This window comes from Paractinoplanes brasiliensis (assembly GCF_004362215.1).
Lineage (GTDB): Bacteria > Actinomycetota > Actinomycetes > Mycobacteriales > Micromonosporaceae > Actinoplanes > Actinoplanes brasiliensis.
In genome coordinates this window covers 6888195-6911094 of the sequence record NZ_SNWR01000001.1, presented here as the reverse complement: position 1 = coordinate 6911094, position 22900 = coordinate 6888195, and the positions used below count along the sequence as shown (strand labels likewise).

Below are 22900 nucleotides of genomic sequence, written 5' to 3'. Positions count from 1 at the left end.
TGCCCCACCCGGCAGCGTACGTATGAAACGCTCACGTTTAAGGCAAACAGCCGCTTTGCCAGAGATGGCCCGCCTGCGGGCACAGTGCGCTCCGAAAGGCCCGCAAATGCAGGTCGACTAAAGTGGGACGGTGGGAAGCAGGCGGGAAATTGAGGCATTGCCGCCCGAGGCTGATCTGGCGCGGGCCGATTCGCTGGCCAGAGAGATCTTTTCGGATGTGGCCAGCAAATGGTCGCTGCTGATCATCGAGTTTCTCGGGTTGCGGACGATGCGGTTCAACGAGTTGCGCCGCGAGGTGGGCGGGATCAGTCACAAGGTGCTGACGCAGAACCTGCGGACCCTCGAACGCAACGGGCTCGTCGAGCGGACGGTGCACCCGACCGTCCCGCCCAGCGTCGACTATTCGCTCACCGAGGCGGGCCAGGCCCTGCGCAAGGTGGTCGACGGCATGTGCGACTGGACGCAGACGTACCTGGGGCACATCGAGGCGTCCCGCACCCGCTTCCAGCAGGACAGTTAGTCCAGCACGGCCACCGCCTCGACCTCGACGCGGTGCTCCGGGACGTCGAGGGCAGCGATGCCGAACAGGGAGGCCGGCGCGGCGATCGTGACGCCCAGGGCGGCGGACGCACGGGCTATGCCGTCGAGCAGGGCCGGCATGAGGTCGGGGTTCCAGTCGACCACGTACGCGGTCAGCTTGACCACGTCGTCGAAGGTGGCGCCGACGCCGGCCAGCGCGGTGCCCACGTTCAGGTACGCCTGCTCGACCTGGGTGGCGAAGTCGCCCCCGTCCCAGGCGACCTGGCCGGCGACGTGGACGATCCGGGAACCGGTGGCCACGGAGACCTGGCGGTAGATCGGGATCTGGGGCAGGCCGGGCGGGTCGATCAGCGTGACAGTCATGCCGACGACCGTACGGGGTGGCGCCCTGAGCCGGAAGAAAGCACTTTTCCCAGCTCAGGGCACCTCGAGGTAACCGCCCAGGTCAGCCCAGCTCGGCGTACACGTCGTCGAGCCGGCCGTGGTACATGTCGGTCCGGGTGTTGAAGTTGGGGCCGCCGAGGCGCAGCGGCAGCGGGTTGCTGATCGACAGGTTGGACGGGACGGTGGTCTGGCCGCGCATCACGTTGTCGACCCACACCGACAGGTTCGTGCCGTTGCGCTGGCAGAGCACCTTGTGCCACTGACCGTCGGCGACAGTGGTCGACGAGCGGGCGATGTGCACGACGTTCGAGCCCGCGCCGACCACCACGCACTGTGCCTTGCCGTTGGTGCGGCCGACCTGCATCTTCCACTGGCTGGACGTGTTGGCCACGCCCTTCTGCATGATGTTGGCCGAGCCGACGATCTGGCTCTTGGTCAGCTGGATGCGGGCCGACCACCGGAACGGACGGGTGCCGGGGTTCAGGTTGGCCACGCTGGCCGTCTCGAACAGGGCGCGCGGGCAGGTGGCAGCGCCGGACGCGCAGGCGGCCGGGAACGTCACGTAGCGGCCGCTGGGGGTGGCGGTGTCGTAGCGGATCGCGCCGGAGTCCGCCGTACGGGTGCTGAGCGCGGGACCGCGGCCGGAGGTGTCGGCGACCCGGCCGTCGGTGGCGCCCGCGTCGAACGTCCAGCGGGCGACGAGCTGAGGACCTGTCGGGGCGGCGGAGACGACCGGCGAGGGTTCGGGGGCCGCAGCGGCCAGAGCGGGCGCCGCCGGGAACACGAGTCCGGACGCGGCGGCGAGCGCGAGAGCGAGCTTCATGCTGCCACAATGTCTTACTCGCACCTTTTGTCGCAAAACTCCGCTCTCGGCGTTTCGGGGCTTTCCACCCCTCCGAACGACCGAGCCCGGACGGGGGTCACCCGGAAGAAGCGGCAAGCGAGGACGCAAGAACGGCCCGCCGAAGCGAGCCGTTCCGGAGCAGCAGGTCAGAGAATGGCGTTCTCCTCGGCGAGAGCGCAGATCGCGACAAGACGCAGCAGGTGCCAGTTCGCCGCCTGCCAGTCGGCCGGCGCGGACGGCGCCTCACCCGGCTCGGGCAGCGCCACCCCCATCCGCCGGGCGCCGGCCACGATCGCGCGGGCGTAGCTCGCCAGACCGTCGGCGTCGGCGTCGCGCCCGGCCGACTCCAGGGCGTCGCGGACGGCCGCGGTGTGCTGGTCGACCAGGGCCAGCAGGCCCGGGTCGGCAAGGGCGGCGACGATGCCGTCGACCCCGACCCGCGCCATCATTTCGTCGAGCAGGCCGGTCGCCGGGGAGGCCGGAACGAGCGCGGAAATCGGGGCGAAAGCCAGGAATTCGTTGGTCATGGCGAGAACGCTAGGGCCTGCCGGAGCAGCATGACAGGGGGGTGACCGAACGGCACCCGAGCGTCTACGCAGGCGCTACACGGGCAGCTGGTCCATGGCCTTGAAGATCCGTTTGTCCGATATCGGATAGGCGGTACCCAACGATTGGGCGAAGAAGTTGATCCGCAGCTCCTCGATCATCCAGCGGATTTCCCGTAAGCCCTCGGCCGGGGCGCCGAGCCCGGCCAGCTCGCGGTACTCCGCCTCGATCTCGTGGATCTGGGCCATCAGCTGCCGGTCGCGGGCCAGGGTGCCGCCGAGGCGGTCCAGGCGGTAGACGATGCCGCGCAGGTAACGCGGCAGGTGGTGCAGCTGCCGCCAGCCCGTCTCGGTCACGAACCCGGCGTGCACCAGGCCCTTGAGCTGCTGGCGGATGTCGGCCAGGGCGGGCAGCATCGACGGGTCGCGCAGCGACTTGAGGCGCTGGTCGATGTCGTACGCGGTGGCCAGCACCTGCCGCACCTGGGTGACCACGTTCGCCACGGCATCGACCAGATCCTGCCGCACGGCATCCCGCAGCGAGGCGAACTCGATCGACGACCACACCGGGCCACCCGCGTCCGTCACCAGCTTGTCGACCGCCGCGCCGGCACAGTCGTCGAGAAGATCCGCGATCGACCGGTACGGGTTCCCGCGCGAGAGCTCGAGCTTGGCCTTGTTGTCGAGCCGTCCCTGCAGGTAGCGCGCGGCCGGCGGCAGGGTCAGCAACAGCAGCTTGCGTGTGCCCGCCACCATCGCCGTACGCTGCTCGGCCTCGCTCTCGAAGACCTTGATCGCCACGCTGTCGCCCTCGTCGACGAGCGCCGGGAAGACGTTGACCTCGTAGCCGCCGCGCATCTGGGCGACCCGGCGCGGCAGCTGCCCGAAGTCGTTGGTGGTGATCCCGCGGCGTTCGATGTCACCGGCGGCCTTCGAGATCGTCTGCTGCACCTTGGGGGCCAGCGAGCGGCGCAGCACCTCGAGGTCGCGGCCCTCCCCCAGCACCTTGTCGTGCTCGTCGACCACCCGGAAGTTGACCCGCAGATGCTCGGGCACCTGGTCGGGCCGCCAGGCGTCACGCGGGACGATCGTGCCGGTCAGGCGGCGCAGCTCGCCCGCGATCGCGTCGGGCAGCGGGCCGCGGCGGGGCGGCACCCTGTCGAGCACGGCCTCGGCCCAGTCCGGCACGGGCACGAAGTTGGTGCGCAACGCCTTGGGCAGGGCCCGGATCAGGGCGATCACGACGTCCTTGCGGAAACCGGGCACCGACCAGACGAAGTCCTCCGGGTCGAGCTTGTTGAGCAGCGGCAGCGGCACGGTCACGGTGACGCCGTCGGCCGTCGAGTTGGGCTCGAACTCGTACGAGAGGGGCAGCCGTACCCCGTTGGCGAGCCAGGCGTCCGGGTACGCGTTGGGGTCGACCGAGTCGCGCCCGCTGTTGACCAGCAGCTCGCGGGTGAACGTGAGCAGTTCGGGATCGTCGCGCCGGGCCTTCTTCCACCACGCGTCGAAATGCCGCGCCGAGACCACGTCGGCCGGAATGCGGGCGTCGTACAGCGCGTACACGGTCTCGTCGTCGACCGCGATGTCGCGCCGGCGGGCCCTGTTCTCGATCTCCTCGATCTGGGCCAGCAGTTTCGCGTTGTCGGTGAAGAACCTGTGGTGGGTGTCCCAGTCGCCCTCGACCAGCGCGTGCCGGATGAACAGTTCCCGCGACACCACCGGGTCGACCTTGGAGTAACCCACTTTGCGCCGGGGCACGATCGGCAGCCCGTACAAAGTCACTTTCTCGTACGCCATCACGGCGCCCTGCTTCTTTTCCCAGTGCGGCTCCGAGTAGGAGCGTTTCACCAGGTGCGGGGCGAGTTTCTCGGCCCATTCGGGTTCGATGCGGGCGTTGACCCGGCCCCACAGGCGGCTGGTCTCGACGAGCTCGGCCGACATCACCCAGCGCGGCTGCTTCTTGAACAGCGCCGAGCCCGGGAAAATGGCGAACTTGGCCCCGCGTGCGCCCAGGTATTCGCGCTTGTCGGTGTCCTTCAACCCGATGTGCGAGAGCAGGCCGGAAAGCAGTGCGGTGTGTACGTTCTGCCCGGCGGCGACGTCCTCGCGATCCTCGACGAGCGACAGTCCGAGCGTACGGGAAACCTGTTTGAGCTGGGCGTAGATGTCCTGCCATTCCCGTACGCGCAGGTAGTTGAGGAATTCGCTGCGGCACAGCCGGCGGAACTGGTTGCCGCTCAGCTCCTGCTGTTTCTCGCGCAAGTAACGCCACAGGTTGAGATAGCTGAAGAAGTCCGATTCCTTGTCGGTGAACCGGGCGTGTTTCTCGTCGGCCTGCTGCTGTTTCTCGGCCGGGCGCTCGCGCGGATCCTGGATGGACAGCGCGGCCGCGATCACCATGACCTCGGCCACGCACTCCTGCCGGTCGGCCTCGATGACCATGCGCGCCAGCCGCGGGTCGACCGGGAGCTGCGCCAGCTGGCGGCCGAGCGGGGTGAGCTTGCGCTGGTCGAGCGCGCCCAGCTCCTCGAGCAGTTTGATGCCGTCGGTGATGTTGCGGCGGTCCGGCGGGTCGATGAAGGGGAACCGGGCCAGGTCACCCAGCCCCAGGTTGGTCATCTGCAGGATGACGCTGGCCAGGTTGGTGCGCAGGATCTCGGGCTCGGTGAACTCCGGGCGGCCCTCGAAGTCCTCCTCGGAGTACAGCCGGATGCAGATGCCGTCGGCGACCCGGCCGCAGCGGCCCTTGCGCTGGTTGGCGCTGGCCTGCGACACCGGTTCGATGGGCAGGCGCTGCACCTTCAGCCGGTGCGAGTACCGGCTGATCCGCGCCGTGCCGGGGTCGATGACGTACCGGATGCCCGGGACGGTGAGCGAGGTCTCGGCGACGTTGGTGGCGAGCACGACGCGGCGCTGGGAGTGCCGCTCGAACACCCTGTGCTGCTCGGCCGCGGACAGACGCCCGTACAGGGGAACGATGTCGGTGTTTCTGAGGTTCCGTTTGGCCAGCGCGTCGGCGGTGTCGCGGATCTCGCGCTCACCGGAGAGGAACACCAGGATGTCGCCGTCGCCCTCGCGGCCCAGCTCGTCGACCGCCTCGGCGATGCCGTCGACCTGGTCCATGGGCTCTTCGGTCTCGTCGTCCTCGTTGAGCGCCACGAGGGGCCGGTAGCGCACCTCGACCGGGAACGTCCGGCCCGAGACCTCGATGACCGGCGCGGGTTTGCCGTCCTTGTCGGCGAAGTGCTCGGCGAAGCGCTGCGTCTCGATCGTGGCCGACGTGATGATCAGCTTGAGGTCGGGGCGGCGGGGCAGCAGCTCGCGCAGGTAGCCGAGGATGAAGTCGATGTTGAGGCTGCGCTCGTGGGCCTCGTCGATGATCAGCGTGTCGTACCGGTACAGATTGCGGTCGTTCTGGATCTCGGCCAGCAGGATGCCGTCCGTCATCACCTTGACCATGGTGTCGTCGCCGGCCTGGTCGGTGAAACGCACCTTGTAACCGACCGTGGTGCCGAGCGGGCGCCCGACCTCCTCAGCGATGCGCTCGGCGACCGTGCGGGCGGCGATGCGCCGGGGCTGGGTGTGCCCGATCTGCCCGCGTACGCCCCGCCCCAGCTCCATGCAGATCTTGGGGATCTGGGTCGTCTTGCCCGAGCCGGTCTCGCCCGCGACCACCACCACCTGGTGATCCCGGATCGCGGCGGCGATGTCGTCCTTGCGCTGACTGACCGGTAGCGACTCGGGATAGCTGATCGGGGGCACGCTCGCCACCCGGGCGGCCAGGCGTTCCGCGGCCCGGTCGATCTCGGCCGAGATCTCACTCAGCGCCGCGGCGCGGGCGGTCTCGTCCTTGATGCGCCGGGTGCCCTCCAGCCGCCGCCCCAGGCGGTGACTGTCACGCGGAAGAAGGTCGGCCAGCCGGTCACGGAGTTCGGGTGTTGTCGACATCGCGCAGCAAGAATAGGCGGATCCCACCAGAAACGCCTGGTGATTAACACCGCCCACCCACCCGGGAATCAGCCGTTGGTCACCGGTGCCCCAGGTTGTTGATGGTGGTCATCTCGTCGGGAGTGAGGACGAAGCCGTCGAGGTCGGCGTTGCGGGCTATGCGTTCCGGGGTGGCCGACTTGGGGATGACGACGATTTCGTGCTGAATGTGCCAGCGCAGCACGACGCGGGCCGGGTCGACGCCGTGGGCGGCGGCTATGCGGGTCAGGGCCGGGTCGTGCAGGTTGGTCGTCTTGAACGGGGAGTAGCCCTCGAGCACCACGTCGCGTTCGCGGTGGGCGGCCACGATCGCCGGGTCGTAGAGGGACGGGCCGAAGCGGATCTGGTTGACCGCGGGACGCTCGCCGGTCTCGTCGAAGAGCTCGTCGATCTCGCCGGAGTCGTAGTTGCTGACGCCGACGGCGCGGACCAGGCCCTCGTCGCGGGCCTTGAGGAATTCGCGCCACACCCGGACCGAGCGGCCCCGGCTCGGCGGCCAGTGGATCAGCCACAGGTCGACCGCGTCGAGGCCGAGGGCGCGCAGCGAGGCGTCGATCGTGGCGCGTTCCTTGCCGGCCCGCTCGGGCGGCAACTTCGTGGTCACGAAGACCTCGTCGCGGGGCACGCCGGAGTCGCGCAGGGCCCGGCCGACCTCGGCCTCGTTGCCGTACATGGTCGCGGTGTCGAGGTAGCGGTAACCGGCCTCGAGCGCGTCCCGGACAGCCTGGTAGGCCGCGTCGCCGCGCAACTGCCACGTGCCGAAGCCGAGCAGCGGCATCCGCAGGGAGGAGCCGGCCAGCGGCAGGGCGGGAATCGTCATGACTCCCATCCTGCCACCGCGGTCACTCCGCCCCGGCCGACGTCGAATGGCGGTCGGGCACAGGCGCGCGCAGCGGGGCCGCCGCCGGGTCGTGCCCGGAGGGGTCTGCGGCGGGCAGGGCGCTCAGGCCGGGCAGCCGGGCGTTCTCCATCGCGGCACGCTGGGCCAACGCGCGTTCCAGGGCCGCGCGGGCGGCCGCCTCATCGGTCTCGTCCATGGTCTCCTCCTCGTTCTCGGTGAAGCCGTCATCACGTGGCTGGGCGGGCGCCGTCCGGGCGGCGGCAGGCGCGGGCGGAGTGGAGCCGTCCCCGACGGGCACCGGCAGGGTGAAGCCGAACCGGGTGCCGCCGCCCGGGTTGTCGGCCACGTCGATCTCGCCGCCGTGCCGTTCGACGATCCGTTTGCAGATGGCCAGGCCCAGCCCGGTGCCGGAGTAACCGGCCTCGGCGTGGGCCCGGTGGAAGCTGGTGAAGATGTCGGGCTTGTCGCTGTCCGGGATGCCGATCCCCCGGTCCGCGACCTCGATCCGGGCCCACGTCCCACCGGACGGGTGGCCCGTGACCTCGACCCGCGGGGCGGTGCCGGGCCGCACGTACTTCAGGGCGTTGCCGATCAGGTTGTCCAGCACGTGCCGCAGCATCGCCGGGTCGGCCTCGACGACCGGCAGCGCCGCCACGTGGATCCGTGGCCGGCCGTCCGGAGGCAGGTGGGCCGTATGGTCCTGGACCACCTCGGCCACCAGCGCCTCGAGGTCGACCCGGCGGGTGCGCAGCGGGGCGTCACGGGCGGTCGTGTACGCCAGCAGCGTGTCGATGAGGGCCGCCATCCGGTCGACGGCCAGGATGATCCGGTCGAGGCTGCCCCGCACCTCGCCCGGCGACTCGTCGAGGTCGTCACGGGCGGCCTCGCAGTGCCCGCGGATCACGGCCAGCGGGGCCTTGAGGTCGTGCGCCACCACGCCCGCGAAGACGGCCAGGTCGTTCTCGTAGCGGCGCAGCTCGGTGATGTCGCGGAAGACCGCCACCGCGCCGTGCCGCCCGGCGCTGGTGTCCAGGGGGCGGCCGTCGACGCTGACGAGGATGCCCTCGGGCCGTTGGGCGTTGCGCAGCACCATCTCGACGCCGTCGCAGGGCTCTCCGCGCAGGGCACGCATCAGCGGCATGTCCTCGACCGGGAACGGGGTGCGGCCGTCCGGCTCGTACAGGCCGTAGTGCTGCTGCCAGGCGTTCGGGTCGTCGGTGTCCTCCGTGACCCCGAGCAGGGCCCGCGCGGCCGGGTTGTGCAGCAGGAAGGCCCCGTTCTCGTCGACGACGCCCACGGCGTCGGTGATGCTCGCCATGATTGCGCCGAGCAGCACGGCCTGGCGGCGGCTCTCCTCCTCGGCCGCGCGCAGCTCGGCCGTCGCCTCCTGCACACGCGCCACCGCGCGGGCCCGGCCGGTGGCCAGCACGTAGACCAGGCCGGCCAGCAGCACGGTCATGGCGATGCCGGTGAGCAGCAGGGTCAGCGGCAGGGTGCTGGACGCACCGGGCAGTCGTGCCGCGTCGGCCTGCGTCAGCAGCGTCCAGACCCGGTCCGCGACCGGCAGGTCGACGCTGCGGCGCAGGTCGGGCGTGCCGGGCACGGTGTGCTCGGCGACCACGGGCCGGCCGCCGTCGCGCCCGGTGGCCAGCAGCCGGCCGTCGAGCTTTCCCTGGCCGACGGTGGCCAGCACGCCGGAGAGGAAGTCCTGCCCGCGCAGGCCCAGGACGACCCAGCCGCGGAACTCGGGCCGGCTGGCCGGCGTCCAGACCGGCGCGGCGAAGACAAACGAAAGCTGCTGCTGCTCGGGCGGCAGACGGCGGTCGCGCAGCAGCACGTACGTGTCGGAGACGGTGGGCCGGCCGACGCGGCGGGACTCCTCCAGAGCCGCCGCCGCCTCGGGCGCGGCCGAGACGTCGAGCCCGTTCCTCGCCTGCCCGGCGTTGTGCAGCGGGCGGGTGAAGATCGTGAAGAAGTGCTCGTCGCGCGGCTCGGTGGCCCGTAGCGTCAGGCCTTCGGCCCCCCGCGAGCGCCAGAGCCGCTGCACGGCGGGGATCTGCTCGTCGGTGGCGGGAACGACGAAGCCCAGCGAGGCCGCGCCGATCAGGTTGGCCGAGGCCAGCGGCGCGGTCGCGGTGTCGAAGTCGTCCCAGGTCAACGCGTCGTCGGTGCGGAACCCGGCGGCCGTGGCCTCGACCAGCGACCGGTAGCGCTCCGTCTCGGTGCGCACCGCGGCCTGGGCCACGGCGGTGCGCTGGTCCATGACCCGCTCGGCGTTGTCGCGCTGCGTCGAGCGCAACCCGGCGTGGACGGCGATCACGACGGTGAGGCCGACGACGAAGACAACCCCGGCGACCAGGAGACCGCTGAGGCGTCCGGCAGAGTGCTCCCGTCGCTTCACCAAAACGAGCATAAAACCCAAAACGCCCCCGTCGGCCCGGTTCGGCCGACGGGGGCGAGAGGATCTCGCTTACTTCCAGACGTCGTACTGATAGAGGTTCCGCTGCGCCATCAGCGTGGTGATCTTGGTGTAGTAGTTGGGGTCGGTGGCGTACCCGGCCTTCCACACCTTCCAGATGAAGCTGTTGGCCTGCTTGGTGTAGTTGAACGCGCCGGCGTACCGGGAGTTCACCCGCAGGAAGTTGCCGTGGTCGCGGAACGAGTGCGCCATCGTCGCGTACGTGCGGAAACTGGCCGTCGTCGAGAAGCAGGAGCCCGCCTTCGTGCACTCCTGGGTGACGTAGTTGTGGCAGCCGTTGGCCAGCGTGCCGTACTTGCCGTTCTGGCACTTGATGCCGAAGTAGTTGCGGTCGACGGTCGACAGGCTGCTGCGGCCCCAGCCCGACTCGAGGATCGCCTGGGCGATGGTGACCGACGCGGGCACGCCGTACTCACGCCAGCCCTGCTGCGCGCCCGGCACGGCGGCCCTGATGAACTGCTCCGGGGTCAGCGTCGCGGCCGGGGCCGGGGCCGGGGTCGCCGGCTTGCTGACCGGGGCGCCGGGGCAGACCGACAGGGCCGGGGTCACGACGTACGCGTGGGAGATGTAGGTGCCGTCGGACAGGCGGTTCCACTGGGTGGTCGTGCGGACCGTGCCGACGATCCGGGTGCCCTGCACGTAGCAGACCCCGTTGACCTTGACACCGCTGGCGACCGCGCGCTTGACCGGCGAGCTGGTCCACGGGCCGGTCCGGATGTTGACCTTGCCGTCGGAGCTCTTGACCGTGCCGACCTTGTGCTTCGCCGCGGCAGCGGGCTTCTTGACCGTCGTGCCGGGCTTGGCCTTGACCGCCTGGGCCTGCGGCGACTTGGTCGCGCAGCACGGCAGGCTCGTGCTGGTGCGCACGTACGCGTGGGTGACGTACTTGCCGTTGCTCAGCTTGTCCCACTGGGTCGTGGTGCGCACTGAACCCCGGACCTTCTGGCCGGTGACCGAACAGAGCGCGGTGACCCGCTGGTTGTCCCGCAGCGAGCCCACCACCTTGGCGGCCAGGGACGGCGCGGAACGCACCTTGAGCGTGCTGCGCACATCGACCGTGGCGGTGACCCCGGCCGCGTACGCCGCGGCAGGCGCGGTCACGAGACCGGCGCCGACGGCGAACACCAGCAGAGGGCCGGCGAACCGGCGGGCGTACTGCCTCATCAGAAAACGTCTCCTTCGTAACGGGGGCGTCAGTTACGAAGGTCGGGGCGGGCCGTTGCGAGGTCAGATCGCATCAGGGTGCGGAACAGTTGCGCCCGTACGCCGGTGGGACGGAGGTGGCTTATGATTCAGGGGCTTAGAAAAGCGGCCGGCTGGGCAATCCGCATGCGCCTCGTCCCACCCGCAGGAGAAGGACACCGCCCATGACGGTCCTGGCGTCCCCCCAGCAGGCGACCCCCGCGCGTCCCCGCGGCGCCCGTCACCTGCTCATGCCGATCGCCGTCGCGCTGCTTGCCGCGACCGCGACCGGCGCGCTCTACCAAGTCTTCGTGCGCACCACCCTCGGCCAGCGGGTCGACACGGTGGCGATGCGCGGGGCCGACGTCGACCACGCCCGGGTGGTCGAGGTGCTCGAGCGCACGCTCAACGGCACCAGCCTGGCCAGTCTGGTGCTCGTCTGCCTGTTCGCCGCCGTCTTCGGCGTACTGCGCCGCCGGCTCGACCTGGCGCTCGGCGCGGCGCTGCTGGTGATCGGCGCGAACCTCACGACGCAGCTGATGAAGACCCACCTGCCCCGGCCCGACCTCGACGGTTTCGCGATGCCGAACTCGTTCCCGTCCGGGCACACCACGGCCGCGGCCTCGGTGGCGTTCGCGGTCGTCCTGGTGCTGCCGCAGGCCCTGCGCGGCACGGTCGCCCTGGCCGGCTTCGCGTACGTCACGGTGATCGCGGTCGCCACGGTCTGGGCCGAGTGGCACCGGCCGAGCGACACCGTGGCCGCGCTCGCCGTCGCGATGGCGTGGGCCGCCCTGGCCGCTTTCCTGGTTCGCGTACGCCGGTGGAACGCCCCCGGTGGCACCCAGCCGCCCAGCCGCCTGGTGACGGTGCCGCTGCTCGTGATCGGCGGTGTGACCGGGGTGGCGGCGCTGGTCGGCCTGGCCGCGGTGACGCTGTCCGAGCGTTCGATGCCCGACCTCGTCTCCGGCCGGTTCGCGTTCCTGACCGGCACGGCCTCGATCGCCGCGGCGGCGTCCGGGGCCTTCCTGATCTGGGTGCGGCTGGCCGCCGGTGACCGGCTGGTCGCGCTGGACGCCGTCGAGCAGCCCGCGGCCCCGCCCGTGCGACGTACGGCGCCGAAAAGGACCGCCGCGCCGAAGAAGTCCGGCGTTCCGGCAACCGCCGGCCGCCGAGTCAAGGGAGGCACGAGATGACCACACCCCATAACCCCGCCGACAACCCGACTACCGCGGGCGGCGTCCCGCCCGGCCCCGCCGGAGTGCCCAGCCTGCCCGCACAGACCCAGGGCTCCGGCGGCGCGCCGACCGTCGTGGTCGGCGCCTACCCCGACTATGCGCAGGCGCAGAAGGCCGTCGACACGCTGTCGGACAACAAGTTCCCGGTCGAGCGGACCGCCATCATCGGCACCGACCTGCGCCTGGTCGAGAATGTGCTGGGCCGGCTCACCACGGGCCGGGCGGCGCTGGCGGGCGCGGCCAGCGGGGCCTGGTTCGGCCTCTTCGTCGGCCTGCTGTTCGGCCTGTTCAGCGACTCCGGCTGGTTCGGCGTGATCCTGGTCTGCCTGCTGATCGGCGCGGCCTGGGGCGCGATCTTCGGCGCGATCGCCCACGCCGCCACCGGCGGCCGCCGCGACTTCGCCTCCCGCTCGTCGATCCAGGCCGGCCAGTACGCGGTCGTCACCGACGCCGACGTCGCCGACCAGGCCCGCCAGCTCCTGGTCCAGCTCAACTGGCAGGCCAGCGGCGCCCAGTGACCCACCCCCACCGAAGCCCGGACCGCTGGGGTCCGGGCTTCGGTTTTTGGCTTTCGGGCGCAACCACGCACGCACATCGGAGCGAAGCGACCTCGGCGTGAGCGACGGTCCGCACCCACCACCCCGCTACGACATCTTGAGTTTGATCTTAGGGTTGTGCCGGCTCTCGCCCTTGTGGGTCATGCCAGCTCTCGCCGAGTTCGTCGCGCAACTTGACCAGAGCCTTGGTCAGCAGCCGCGACACGTGCATCTGGGAGACACCGACCTGATCGGCGATCTGGGCCTGCGTCAGGTTGCCGTAGAAACGCAGCACCAGGATCCTCTGCTCGCGTTCGCCGAGGGTGGCCAGCGCCGGCCCCAGCGCCACCCGGGTCTCGGCCAGCTCGAACTCGGAATCCTCCCCGCCCAGGGTGTCGCCCAGTTCCTTGGTGCCGTCGGCGTTCACCGGCATGGAAAGCGAGGTCGTGTTGTAGGCCCGCGCGCCCTCCAGGCCTTCCAGCACATCTTCCTCGCCGATGCCCAGGTGGGCGGCGACGTCGGCGACCGTCGGGGAACGGCCCAGCGAATGGGTGAGCGTCGCGTTGGCGGCGGTGATGGCCAGACGCAGTTCCTGCAGCCGGCGCGGCACCCGGACCGACCACGTCCGGTCACGGAAGTGGCGCTTGATCTCGCCGATGATGGTGGGGATCGCGTAACCCGCGAAGTCGTTGCCGACGGACGGGTCGAACTTGTCGACCGCCTTGATCAGTCCGACCGTGGCGGTCTGGACGAGGTCGTCGGTGGGCTCGCCGCGGCCCGCGTAACGGTGGGCGAGGTGACGGGCGAGAGGTAGCCAGGCCTCGATGGCCTGGGCCCGCAGACGCGGACGGGCGGGGTGCGCAGCGGACACTCCGGCCAGGGTGATCAGCAGCTCAGCGGCGGTTTCCGGCACTTTCGTGTGCACGGTCATGGTCGGGTCCTCCAGAGAGCGGGCAGAGAGCCGTGCCCGCTTGCGGCGACCGTTCAGATGAATTAACGCTAACTGAGAAGGTGAGGCTTGCCCAGCTGGTCGGAGGGGGGTCACCCGGGCTCCGGGCGCATCCGGGATTTAAGGTCGGAGCTCCGTGGTAAACAGCGGAGCACAACCTGGCACCTCAAGACGGGAAACAAGATGGCCATTCTCGGCATCGACATCGGCGGCTCCGGCGTCAAGGGCGCCCCGGTCGACACCGCCACCGGCGAGCTGCTCGCCGAGCGGCACCGGGTGCCGACCCCCCAGCCGTCCGACGTCACCAGCGTCATCGACGCCGTCGCCGAGGTCGCGACGCAGTTCGAGGGCGGCTTCGACCGGGTCGGCATCACCTTCCCCGGCGTGGTGGTCGACGGCGTCACGCGTACGGCGGCCAACGTCGACAAGTCCTGGATCGACGCCCCGGCCGCGCGGCTGTTCAGCGACCGGCTGGGCCTGCCGGTCTCGGTGCTCAACGACGCCGACGCCGCTGGTGTGGCCGAGGTGGCCTACGGCGCCGGCCGCGACCAGACCGGCCTGATCATGATGCTCACATTCGGTACGGGCATCGGCAGCGCGCTGTTCCTCGACGGCACCCTGATCCCGAACACCGAGTTCGGGCACCTCGAGCTCGACGGGCACGACGCCGAGTCCCGCGCCGCCGACCGCGCGCGCGAGGCCGAGGACCTGAGCTGGGAGAAGTGGGCGGGCCGGGTCCGGCGTTACCTGTCGCACGTCGAGATGCTGCTCTCGCCGCGCCTGTTCGTCATCGGCGGCGGCGTCAGCAAGAAGGCCGACCGATGGCTGCCGCTGGTCGAGATCCGCACCCCGATGGTGCCGGCCGCGCTGCTCAACAACGCGGGCATCATCGGGGCCGCGCGGATCGCCGAGATCGACGGCCGGGCCGCCGAGCGTGACGGCGTGACCCCGCACGAGGCCGGGGAAAGGGTGGCCGGCTGATGGCCCGCACCGTGGCGACCAACACCGCGGTCGAGCGCGAGCAGCTGCTCGAGTTCCTGCGCCCGCGGCACAAGGCCATCCTCATGACCACGCGCCGCGACGGCCGGCCGCAGGCCTCACCCAACACGTGCGGCGTCGACCCCGAGGGGCGCATGGTCATCTCGACCTACCCCGAGCGGGCCAAGGTCTACAACCTGCGGCGCAACCCGCAGGTCTCGGTCTGTGTGCTCTCCGACGACTTCGGCGGCCCGTGGGTGCAGGTCGACGGCACGGCCGAGGTGCTCGACCTGCCCGAGGCGCTCGAACCCCTGGTGGAGTATTTCCGCTGCATCTCGGGCGAGCACCCGAACTGGGACGAGTACCGCCAGGCCATGCGCGACCAGGGCAAGTCGCTGATCCGCATCACGATCGACCGCTGGGGTCCGATCGCCACGGGCGGCTTCCCCGCGCGCCTGGCCGACGGCTGAGTCAGCGCCAGTCCGCCAGCCGCCTCGCCGCGGTCTTGGTCAGCGACTCCGCCCACGCCCGGTCCGACGATCCGCTCTCCCAGCCGCGGGTGTCGATCAGCGTGATCGCGTCGCCGACCCGGACCGCGGCGACGTACGTGTGCTGCCGCGCGCCGTTCTCCAAGGGCTCGCCGTCGTCGCCGGTCGCCGCGTACGAGCGGTCGATCAGCAGCGACGAGTCGCCCAGCCCGAGCGAGCCCAGCGAGTCGTACTGCGCGTCGAGGTCACCCAGTTTGCCGGTGGGGCAGCTGCGCACGGCCGCGATGAGCTCGCTCATGAACTCCTCGGCGCCCGAACCCCGATAGACGGTGACGGTGTTGACGAGCGTGTCGCTGGGGACGCTGCCGGGCGGGCTGTCCGGGCTCCGGTAGAACATGCGGGCCGAGGCGCGGGGGCCGGCCTTGTCGCGGCTCGGGAACTTGGCCCTGGCGCAGAACTCGGGCAGCGGCTCCGGGTCCTCGAGGCGCTGGTGGTCGCTGATGCCCTTGTCGTTCGCGCTGAGCAGCGCACGGGCCGGGATCGACTTCGGCAACGCCGGGGCTTTGCTGGTGGGCGGCGTCGAAGGGGCCACCGAGGGGGCGGCCGTCGTGGGGGTGGAGGTGGGACTGGGACTGGGGGTGGGACTGGGTGAGAAACCGGTCGCCGGCCGCAGGGTGGTCTGCTGCTGCCGGTTGTCGCCGGCCAGCGTCCAGCCCGCGCCGATCGCGCCGACAACCAGCACGGAGGTCGCCGCGGCGGTGAGGGCCAGGCCCCGCTGCCGTCGCCGCCCGGCCTGACGGCGCAGCTCGGGGCCGGTGAGCAGCAGCCCCCGCTCGGCGTCCGACGAGAGCGCGGCGAACGCGTTGTCCAGTTCAGTGTTCGGCATCGGTGACCTCCGGCGTCCGGGTGGCGGGGGCGAGGATGGCGGCGAGCTCGGCCCGCCCACGGCTCAGCCGCGACGTGACGGTGCCGACGGGCGCCCCGATCTCGGCGGCGATGTCGGCCACCGGCATGTCGAACAGGTAGTGCAGGGCGACAACCTGCCGGGTGGGCGCGGCGAGCCTCCGCAGGGCCGTCGTGAGCACCACGGCGTCCTCGTTCGGCGGCCCGACCGGTTCCGGCGGCCCGGCCCGGCGCACGGCGGCCCGCCAGCCACTGAGGCGCCGCCACCGATCGGTCGACAGACGGGCCACGGTCAGCCGCAGCCAGCCCTCCGGCGTCGGGTGCGCGGCCACCGTCCGCCAGTGACGCCACGCACGCGTGTACGCCTCCTGCACCACATCCTGAGCCTCGGCCAGATCCCCGGTCAGCGCGTATCCGTAGCGCACCATGCGCGCGGACGTGTCCCGGTAGAACTCGTCGAAGCTGTCCGCATCCGGCATCCGCGAATACTCCCTCGTCCTGTTTCTCCACCGGTAAACGCCCGGCGCCGCAAGCATGCTGCAAGAGTGAGGGGATTGCTTCCCGCTTTCACGCCACCCCGCCGCATCGAAGATCAGAAACATCGGATCAAGAGCCGGATGTCCCAGCAGGGTGGTGGGTAGCCGCCGCTCCCGCAACGTCAAAGTCAACTGCAGATGTCGCAGCGGAGTGGTGGGTACAGACCGCAGCTCCCGCCGAGGGTCGCTTCGCTCCGATCTGCGTGAGGGGTTGCGCCCCAAACCCAAAAACCCGGCCCGCCCTCAAAGGCGTGCCGGGTTTGGATCTGGGCGCGAGTCGGCCGGGATCGCGCCCGTCGATGTCGCGGGCGCCGACGAAGGTCAGGCGAAGCCGAGGCCCTTGTCGGCGTCGGTGTCGGTGGCTCCGTGGGAGGCGAGACCGACCGGCTCACCCTCGGCGTCGAGCAGGTAGAGCAGGGTGCTGCGGTGCATTTCGGCGATGGGCTCGAGCAGGTCGGGGTGGCGGAGCAGAACGGCCGCGTCGCGGTCGCGCGGGTCGGGGTCGAGCAGGCGGCGGAACTCCGCGGGCGGCGTGTCCTTCTTGCGCGGGTACGGCAGCGGCCGGCCATCCGGCGAGGGCACCGCGGCGATGACCGCGTCGACGGCCTTGCGGGCCAGCGCCGGGTCGGCCAGCAGGCAGGCAGCCCAGCTCACCACGACCTCGTCGACCCAGGTGCGCCAGCCCTCGTCCTCGGCGTCCTCGTCCTCGGGCTCGCTGCCGGCCCGCCAGTCGAGCACGGCCGAGCCGCCCGGACCGGCGATCGCGACCAGCGCGGCGTCGACCTCGGTCGGGTAACGCAGCCACGCGGCGACTGTCACGGCCTGCCGCGCCTGCAGCTCCGACAGGGTGTGGGCGATCGTGTCGGCGCTACCGGCCGGGTAGGCGCGGGAAAGCCAGTGGGTGCTGGCCGCGATGACGGGCGACAGCTCGACAGACGGTCCAGCCACGTGGTCTCCTCCGCTCGGCGCGTCCCGGTCGGTCCGCGTCACGGAATACCTCTCGGCGGCGGCGGAGCAGCATCTGAGCAGGGTTACCGGGATGGGACCGCACGGCAACCGACGCGCTCCCGTCCCCGCGGACTGTCCGCGCGGCCGCCGGGCGGGGAACGCAATTTTGCCGGCCGGTAACGTTCCGATGATCAGACTCGGTAAGCATGAACGGATGATCCGTGCGGCCGATTTGGCGGAATTCATCGGCGGTGCAAGTGCGCGCCTCGATGAGCCCGCGTGACCGGACTCCGGTAGGTTGAGCGCATCGGCACGCCACCGTTTGCGGCGCCTCCACCGCGGAGAAGTATGCCCTGACGGCGGTCTGGTTTCGCCGAACCCGCCCGCGCCCTTGAAGATTACGGTGGAGATCATGACCGGTCGCTTTCCCATCGAAGACGTGACGCCCTCGGTGTCCTGTGGCCGCTACCCGGCGAAGGCGGTTGTCGGTGAACTCGTGCCGGTTTCCGCTGTGTCCTATCGCGAAGGCCACAACGCCCTCGGGGTCAACGTGGTATGGCGTGGACCCGACGGCGAGTCCGAGCCGTTCACCCGCATGCGTCCCGGCGAGCCCGGCCTCGACCAGTGGCACGGCGCCATCCGGCCCGACCGGGTGGGCCGGTGGACGTTCACCATCGAGGCCTTCGACGACCCGTACCGCACTTGGCGCGACGCCGTCGTGAAGAAGATCGGCGCCGGTCAGGGCCTCGAGGACCTCGCCAACGACCTGGCCGAGGGCGCCGACGTGCTCGACCTCGCGACCAAGATCGTGCCGCACCACGACGAGGAACGGGTCCGCGACGCCGCGGCGGCCCTGCGCGACGAGCAGCGTTCGCTGTTCGCCCGGGTCTCCCCCGCTCTCGACCTCGAGGAGCTGCTCTGGCACAACCCGGTGCGCCAGCTGGTGACGACCACCCGGTCGTACGCGATCTGGGTCGATCGCAAGCGGGCGCTGTACTCGGCGTGGTACGAGTTCTTCCCGCGTTCCGAGGGCGCCGTGATCGGTCCGGACGCGACTCCGATCAAGCACGGCACGTTCGCCACCGCGGCCGAGCGGATCCCGGCCGTCGCGGCGATGGGCTTCAACATCCTCTACCTGCCGCCGATCCACCCGATCGGCAAGATCAACCGGAAGGGCCGTAACAACACGCTGGTGGCCCGCCCGGAAGACGTCGGCTCGCCCTGGGCCATCGGCTCCGACGAGGGCGGCCACGACGCCATCCACCCCGAACTGGGCACCCTGGACGACTTCAAGGCGTTCATCGCCAAGGCCGAGGAACACGGCCTCGAGATCGCGATGGACCTGGCGTTGCAGGCCGCGCCCGACCACCCGTGGGTCAAGTCGCACCCCGAGTTCTTCACCCGGCGCGCCGACGGCTCCATCGCGTACGCCGAGAACCCGCCCAAGAAATACCAGGACATCTACCCGATCAACTGGGACAACGACTACAAGGCCCTGCGCGAAGAGGTCTATCGCGTCGTCATGCACTGGGTGAACACCGGGGTCAAGGTGTTCCGCGTCGACAACCCGCACACCAAGGCGCTGAACTTCTGGCAGTGGCTGATCGCCAAGGTCAAGGAGACCCACCCCGAGGTGCTGTTCCTGGCCGAGGCCTTCACCCGCCCCGCGATGATGAACGGGCTGGGCAAGGTCGGCTTCACGCAGTCGTACACCTACTTCACGTGGCGCACGACGGCGTGGGAGATGCGGCAGTACATGGAGCAGCTGCTCACCACGATCGACTGGATGCGCCCGAACTTCTGGCCCAACACCCCCGACATCCTGCACGAGTCGCTGCAGCACGGCGGCCCGCCGATGTTCAAGATCCGGGCCGTCCTGGCAAGCATGCTCACGCCGAGCTGGGGCATGTATTCCGGTTACGAGCTCTTCGAGCACGTGCCGAGGCCGGGCGCCGAGGAGTACATCGACAACGAGAAGTTCGAACTCAAGCCGCGGGACTGGGCGGCTGCCGAGCGGTCCGGCCGGTCGCTGGCGCCGTACATCACCCGGCTCAACCGGATCCGCGACGAGAACCCCGCTCTGCACTGGCTGCGCAACCTGAAGTTCCACGACATCGACAACGGCGCGCTGCTCTGCTTCTCCAAGCGTGACCCCGACACCGGAAACACGGTTCTCGTCGTCGTCACCTTCGACTCGACGACGGTGCAGTGGGGCAACACGGTGCTGGACATGCCGGCGCTGGGGCTTGACTGGCACGACCGGTTCACGGTGACCGACCAGATCACCGGGGCCACGTACGAGTGGGGGCAGCACAACGCCGTACGGATCGATCCGTACGTCGAACCGGCGCACATCTTCGTGATCGAGCCGAAGTAACGATTCAAGTACCTGCGGGTGGGTAGGTGGGGAACCTGATGGACCAGAACGATCTCAGCCTCGATCCGGCGGCCGGGCACGACCCGGCCGAGGGCAGCCACGTCGAGGACGGGGTGGTGGAACACCCTTCCGCGGACGACTTCGGTCACGCCCGGGCTCTGCCGGCCGACCGTACGTGGTTCCAGCGCGCCGTCTTCTACGAGGTGCTCGTCCGGGCCTTCTACGACTCGAGCAGCGACGGCTCGGGTGACCTGCGCGGACTGATCGAGCGCCTGGACTACCTGCAGTGGCTCGGCGTCGACTGCCTCTGGCTGCCGCCGTTCTACCAGTCGCCGCTGCGCGACGGCGGGTACGACATCAGCGACTTCTACCGCGTGCTGCCCGAGTTCGGCACGGTCGAGGACTTCGTCGCCCTGCTCGACGCGGCGCACAAGCGGGGCATCCGGGTCATCACCGACCTGGTCATGAACCACACCTCCGACCAGCACATGTGGTTCCAGGAGTCGCGGCGCGACCCCGACGGCCCGTACGGCGATTTCTACGTCTGGAGCGACACCAGCGACAAGTACTCCGAGGCCCGGGTCATCTTCGTCGACACCGAGGAATCGAACTGGACGTTCGACCCGGTGCGCCGGCAGTTCTTCTGGCACCGGTTCTTCTCGCACCAGCCCGACCTCAACTACGACAACCCGGCCGTGCAGGAGGCGATGCTCGACGTCCTGCGTTTCTGGCTCGACCTGGGCATCGACGGTTTCCGGCTGGACGCCGTGCCCTACCTGTACGAGCGGGAGGGCACCAACGGCGAGAACCTGCCCGAGACCCACGCGTTCCTCAAGCACTGCCGCAAGGTCATCGACGACGAGTTCCCGGGCCGGGTGTTGCTGGCCGAGGCCAATCAGTGGCCGGCCGATGTGGTCGAGTACTTCGGCGATCCCAAGGCGGGTGGCGACGAGTGCCACATGGCGTTCCACTTCCCGCTCATGCCGCGCATCTTCATGGCCGTACGGCGTGAGTCCCGCTTCCCGATCTCCGAGATCCTGGCCCAGACGCCGGCCATTCCGGACAACTGCCAGTGGGGCATCTTCCTGCGGAACCACGACGAGCTGACCCTCGAGATGGTGACCGACGAGGAACGCGACTACATGTACTCGGAGTACGCCAAGGACCCGCGGATGAAGGCCAACGTCGGCATCCGGCGGCGCCTGGCCCCGCTGCTCGAGAACGACCGCAACCAGATAGAGCTGTTCACCGCGCTGCTGTTGTCGCTGCCGGGTTCGCCGGTGCTGTACTACGGCGACGAGATCGGCATGGGCGACAACATCTGGCTCGGCGACCGCGACGGTGTGCGTACGCCGATGCAGTGGACCCCCGACCGCAACGCCGGCTTCTCCACGGCGCATCCGGGACGTCTTTATCTGCCCGCCAACCAGGACCCGGTGTACGGCTATCAGGCCGTCAACGTGGAGGCGCAGCGGGACAGTTCCACCTCGCTGCTCAACTGGACGCGTACCATGCTTGCGGTGCGACGCCGCCACGAAGCGTTCGCCGTCGGCACGTTCCGCGAACTGGGCGGATCGAACCCGTCGGTGCTGGCGTACCTGCGCGAGGACGGCGACGACGTCGTGCTCTGCGTCAACAACCTGTCGCGCTTCCCGCAACCGATCGAGCTGAACCTGCAGCACTGGAACGGGTACACCCCCGTCGAACTGACCGGGCACGTGAACTTCCCGCGCATCGGACAGCTGCCGTACCTTCTGACGCTTCCCGGGCACGGTTTCTACTGGTTCCAGCTGTGCGGGTCCGAGGAGAAGCAATGACGTTGCCTTTCGCCGAATGGCTGCCCCAGCAGCGCTGGTACGCGGGACGTTCCCGCACCGTGTCGTCGGTCAAGCAGGCCTCGACGACGACGCTCGACGAGAACCTCGACCTGGTGCTGGTGGACGTCGAGTACACCGACGGCAGCTCCGAGCGGTATCAGATCGTCGTGGCCTGGGGTTCCGGGCCGATCGTGGAGTACAGCGAGGTCGCGACGATCGGCGCGGACGGCGAGCGCATCGGTTACGACGCGCTCTACGACCCGGGCGCGGCCCGCAAGCTGCTCGCGTTGATCGCGGCCGGCGGCACGGTCGGTGACGTCATCTTCGAACCCGAGCCGGGGGCCGAGTTCCCGGTCGAGTCGTGGCCGCGGGTGTTCGACGCCGAGCAGAGCAACACCAGCGTGATCTTCGAGCAGGACGCCATCCTCAAGGTGTTCCGCCGGGTGTCGGCGGGCATCAACCCCGACATCGAGCTCAACCGGGTGCTGGGCCGGCGCGGCAACCCGCACGTGGCCCGGCTGCTCGGCTCGTTCCAGACCGCCGAGAGCGGGGAGCCCAGCCCGCTCGGCATGGTGACGCAGTACGCGGCGAACTCGGCCGAGGGCTGGGCGATGGCCACGGCCTCGGCGCGTGACCTGTTCGCCGACGCCGAGCTGGGCGCCGACGAGGTGGGCGGCGACTTCCAAGGCGAGTCGTACCGGCTGGGTGAGGCGGTCGCGTCGGTGCACGCCGACCTGGCCGAAGCGCTGGGCTCCGGCCCGTCCACGTTCCCGGTCGACGCCATGCTGGCCCGGCTGCGCGAGGCGGCCCAGGCGGTCGCCGAGATCCAGCAGTACGTGCCGACGATCGAGGCGCAGTTCCGGGCGCTCGACGGCATCGAGGTCCAGGTGCAGCGCGTGCACGGCGACCTGCACCTGGGTCAGGTGCTACGGGTGCCCGAGGCGTGGCTGCTGATCGACTTCGAGGGTGAGCCGGGCGCCCCGCTCGACGAGCGCCGGCTGCCCGACTCCCCGCTGCGGGACGTGGCCGGGGTGCTGCGCTCCTACGAGTACGCGGCCTATCAGCTGCTGGTCGACCAGGACGACAACGAGCACCTGGCCGCGCGGGCCCGCGAATGGGTCGACCGCAACCGGGCCGCGTTCTGCGACGGCTACGCCAACGTCTCCGGCTCCGACCCGCGCGAGCAGGGCGCGCTGCTGGCGGCGTACGAGCTGGACAAGGCGGTCTACGAGGCCGCGTACGAATCCCGGCACCGGCCCGGCTGGCTGCGGATCCCGCTGCGGTCCATCGCCCGGCTCGTCGCCTGACCTTCCCGAAGAACTGTTGGA

General features: G+C 70.3%; 19 protein-coding genes. 8 read left to right on the top strand and 11 right to left on the bottom strand.

The window, feature by feature from the left end; translation table 11 throughout:
- The first annotated feature begins 130 nt into the window (after positions 1–130).
- Positions 131–520 (top strand): winged helix-turn-helix transcriptional regulator, encoded by a 390-nt coding sequence (locus C8E87_RS30860; protein WP_133876334.1) that lies wholly within the window; start codon positions 131–133, stop codon positions 518–520.
- On the opposite strand, the gene C8E87_RS30855 is transcribed toward C8E87_RS30860, so the two are convergent.
- From C8E87_RS30855 to gsmA, 7 genes are all read right to left on the bottom strand, one after another.
- Positions 517–903, bottom strand: coding sequence for a RidA family protein (locus C8E87_RS30855; RefSeq protein ID WP_133876333.1), 387 nt, complete (start codon positions 901–903; stop codon positions 517–519). The genes C8E87_RS30860 and C8E87_RS30855 overlap by 4 nt on opposite strands.
- Positions 904–985: 82 nt before the next feature.
- The gene (locus tag C8E87_RS30850; RefSeq protein ID WP_133876332.1) at positions 986–1747 is read right to left on the bottom strand and encodes a LamG-like jellyroll fold domain-containing protein; all 762 of its coding nucleotides are present in this window, start codon (positions 1745–1747) and stop codon (positions 986–988) included.
- 167 nt (positions 1748–1914) lie between these two features.
- On the bottom strand, positions 1915–2295 hold the full coding sequence (locus C8E87_RS30845; RefSeq protein WP_133876331.1) for a DUF6401 family natural product biosynthesis protein: 381 nt from the start codon (positions 2293–2295) through the stop codon (positions 1915–1917).
- A gap of 75 nt (positions 2296–2370) precedes the next feature.
- Entirely contained in the window at positions 2371–6264 is a 3894-nt protein-coding gene (hrpA, locus tag C8E87_RS30840; protein ID WP_133876330.1) for an ATP-dependent RNA helicase HrpA, read from the bottom strand.
- 79 nt (positions 6265–6343) lie between these two features.
- A complete protein-coding gene (locus C8E87_RS30835; protein ID WP_239080316.1) occupies positions 6344–7123 on the bottom strand; it encodes an aldo/keto reductase in 780 nt (259 codons plus the stop codon).
- Between the two features lie 22 nt (positions 7124–7145).
- Entirely contained in the window at positions 7146–9545 is a 2400-nt protein-coding gene (locus C8E87_RS30830) for an ATP-binding protein (protein ID WP_239080315.1), read from the bottom strand.
- A gap of 69 nt (positions 9546–9614) precedes the next feature.
- Positions 9615–10787: a sporangiospore maturation cell wall hydrolase GsmA gene (gsmA, locus tag C8E87_RS30825; RefSeq protein WP_133876328.1), complete on the bottom strand. Its 1173-nt coding sequence runs from the start codon at positions 10785–10787 to the stop codon at positions 9615–9617.
- Positions 10788–10990: 203 nt separating this feature from the next.
- On the opposite strand from gsmA, the gene C8E87_RS30820 reads away from it, so the two are divergent.
- Both C8E87_RS30820 and C8E87_RS30815 read left to right on the top strand, forming a co-directional pair.
- Positions 10991–11998, top strand: a complete 1008-nt coding sequence (locus C8E87_RS30820; protein WP_133876327.1) for a phosphatase PAP2 family protein — start codon at positions 10991–10993, stop codon at positions 11996–11998.
- Positions 11995–12558, top strand: a complete 564-nt coding sequence (locus C8E87_RS30815; RefSeq protein ID WP_133876326.1) for a YflT domain-containing protein — start codon at positions 11995–11997, stop codon at positions 12556–12558. The genes C8E87_RS30820 and C8E87_RS30815 overlap by 4 nt, the downstream gene beginning before the upstream one ends.
- 148 nt (positions 12559–12706) lie before the next feature.
- Here C8E87_RS30815 and C8E87_RS30810 read toward each other — a convergent pair whose 3' ends face one another.
- Positions 12707–13507, bottom strand: coding sequence for an RNA polymerase sigma factor SigF (locus C8E87_RS30810; RefSeq protein WP_133876325.1), 801 nt, complete (start codon positions 13505–13507; stop codon positions 12707–12709).
- A 201-nt stretch (positions 13508–13708) separates the two neighbouring features.
- On the opposite strand from C8E87_RS30810, the gene ppgK reads away from it, so the two are divergent.
- A complete protein-coding gene (gene ppgK / locus C8E87_RS30805) occupies positions 13709–14506 on the top strand; it encodes a polyphosphate--glucose phosphotransferase (RefSeq protein ID WP_133876324.1) in 798 nt (265 codons plus the stop codon).
- Complete coding sequence (locus C8E87_RS30800) at positions 14506–14973, top strand: PPOX class F420-dependent oxidoreductase (protein ID WP_133876323.1); 468 nt, start codon at positions 14506–14508, stop codon at positions 14971–14973. Before ppgK ends, C8E87_RS30800 begins: the two co-directional genes overlap by 1 nt.
- A 1-nt stretch (position 14974) precedes the next feature.
- Here C8E87_RS30800 and C8E87_RS30795 read toward each other — a convergent pair whose 3' ends face one another.
- The 3 genes from C8E87_RS30795 to C8E87_RS30785 form a co-directional block, all read right to left on the bottom strand.
- Positions 14975–15877, bottom strand: a complete 903-nt coding sequence (locus tag C8E87_RS30795; RefSeq protein ID WP_133876322.1) for a hypothetical protein — start codon at positions 15875–15877, stop codon at positions 14975–14977.
- On the bottom strand, positions 15864–16373 hold the full coding sequence (locus C8E87_RS30790) for a SigE family RNA polymerase sigma factor (protein WP_133876321.1): 510 nt from the start codon (positions 16371–16373) through the stop codon (positions 15864–15866). The genes C8E87_RS30795 and C8E87_RS30790 overlap by 14 nt, the downstream gene beginning before the upstream one ends.
- Before the next feature lie 378 nt (positions 16374–16751).
- Positions 16752–17378: a hypothetical protein gene (locus C8E87_RS30785; RefSeq protein WP_133876320.1), complete on the bottom strand. Its 627-nt coding sequence runs from the start codon at positions 17376–17378 to the stop codon at positions 16752–16754.
- 412 nt (positions 17379–17790) lie between these two features.
- Between C8E87_RS30785 and C8E87_RS30780 the strand changes: the two genes are divergently transcribed.
- The 3 genes from C8E87_RS30780 to C8E87_RS30770 are packed head-to-tail and all read left to right on the top strand — an operon-like array spanning position 17791 to position 22879.
- Positions 17791–19755: an alpha-1,4-glucan--maltose-1-phosphate maltosyltransferase gene (locus C8E87_RS30780; RefSeq protein ID WP_133876319.1), complete on the top strand. Its 1965-nt coding sequence runs from the start codon at positions 17791–17793 to the stop codon at positions 19753–19755.
- 38 nt (positions 19756–19793) lie between these two features.
- Positions 19794–21572, top strand: a complete 1779-nt coding sequence (gene treS / locus C8E87_RS30775; protein ID WP_133876318.1) for a maltose alpha-D-glucosyltransferase — start codon at positions 19794–19796, stop codon at positions 21570–21572.
- Positions 21569–22879: a maltokinase N-terminal cap-like domain-containing protein gene (locus C8E87_RS30770; protein WP_133876317.1), complete on the top strand. Its 1311-nt coding sequence runs from the start codon at positions 21569–21571 to the stop codon at positions 22877–22879. Before treS ends, C8E87_RS30770 begins: the two co-directional genes overlap by 4 nt.
- Positions 22880–22900 lie beyond the last annotated feature (21 nt).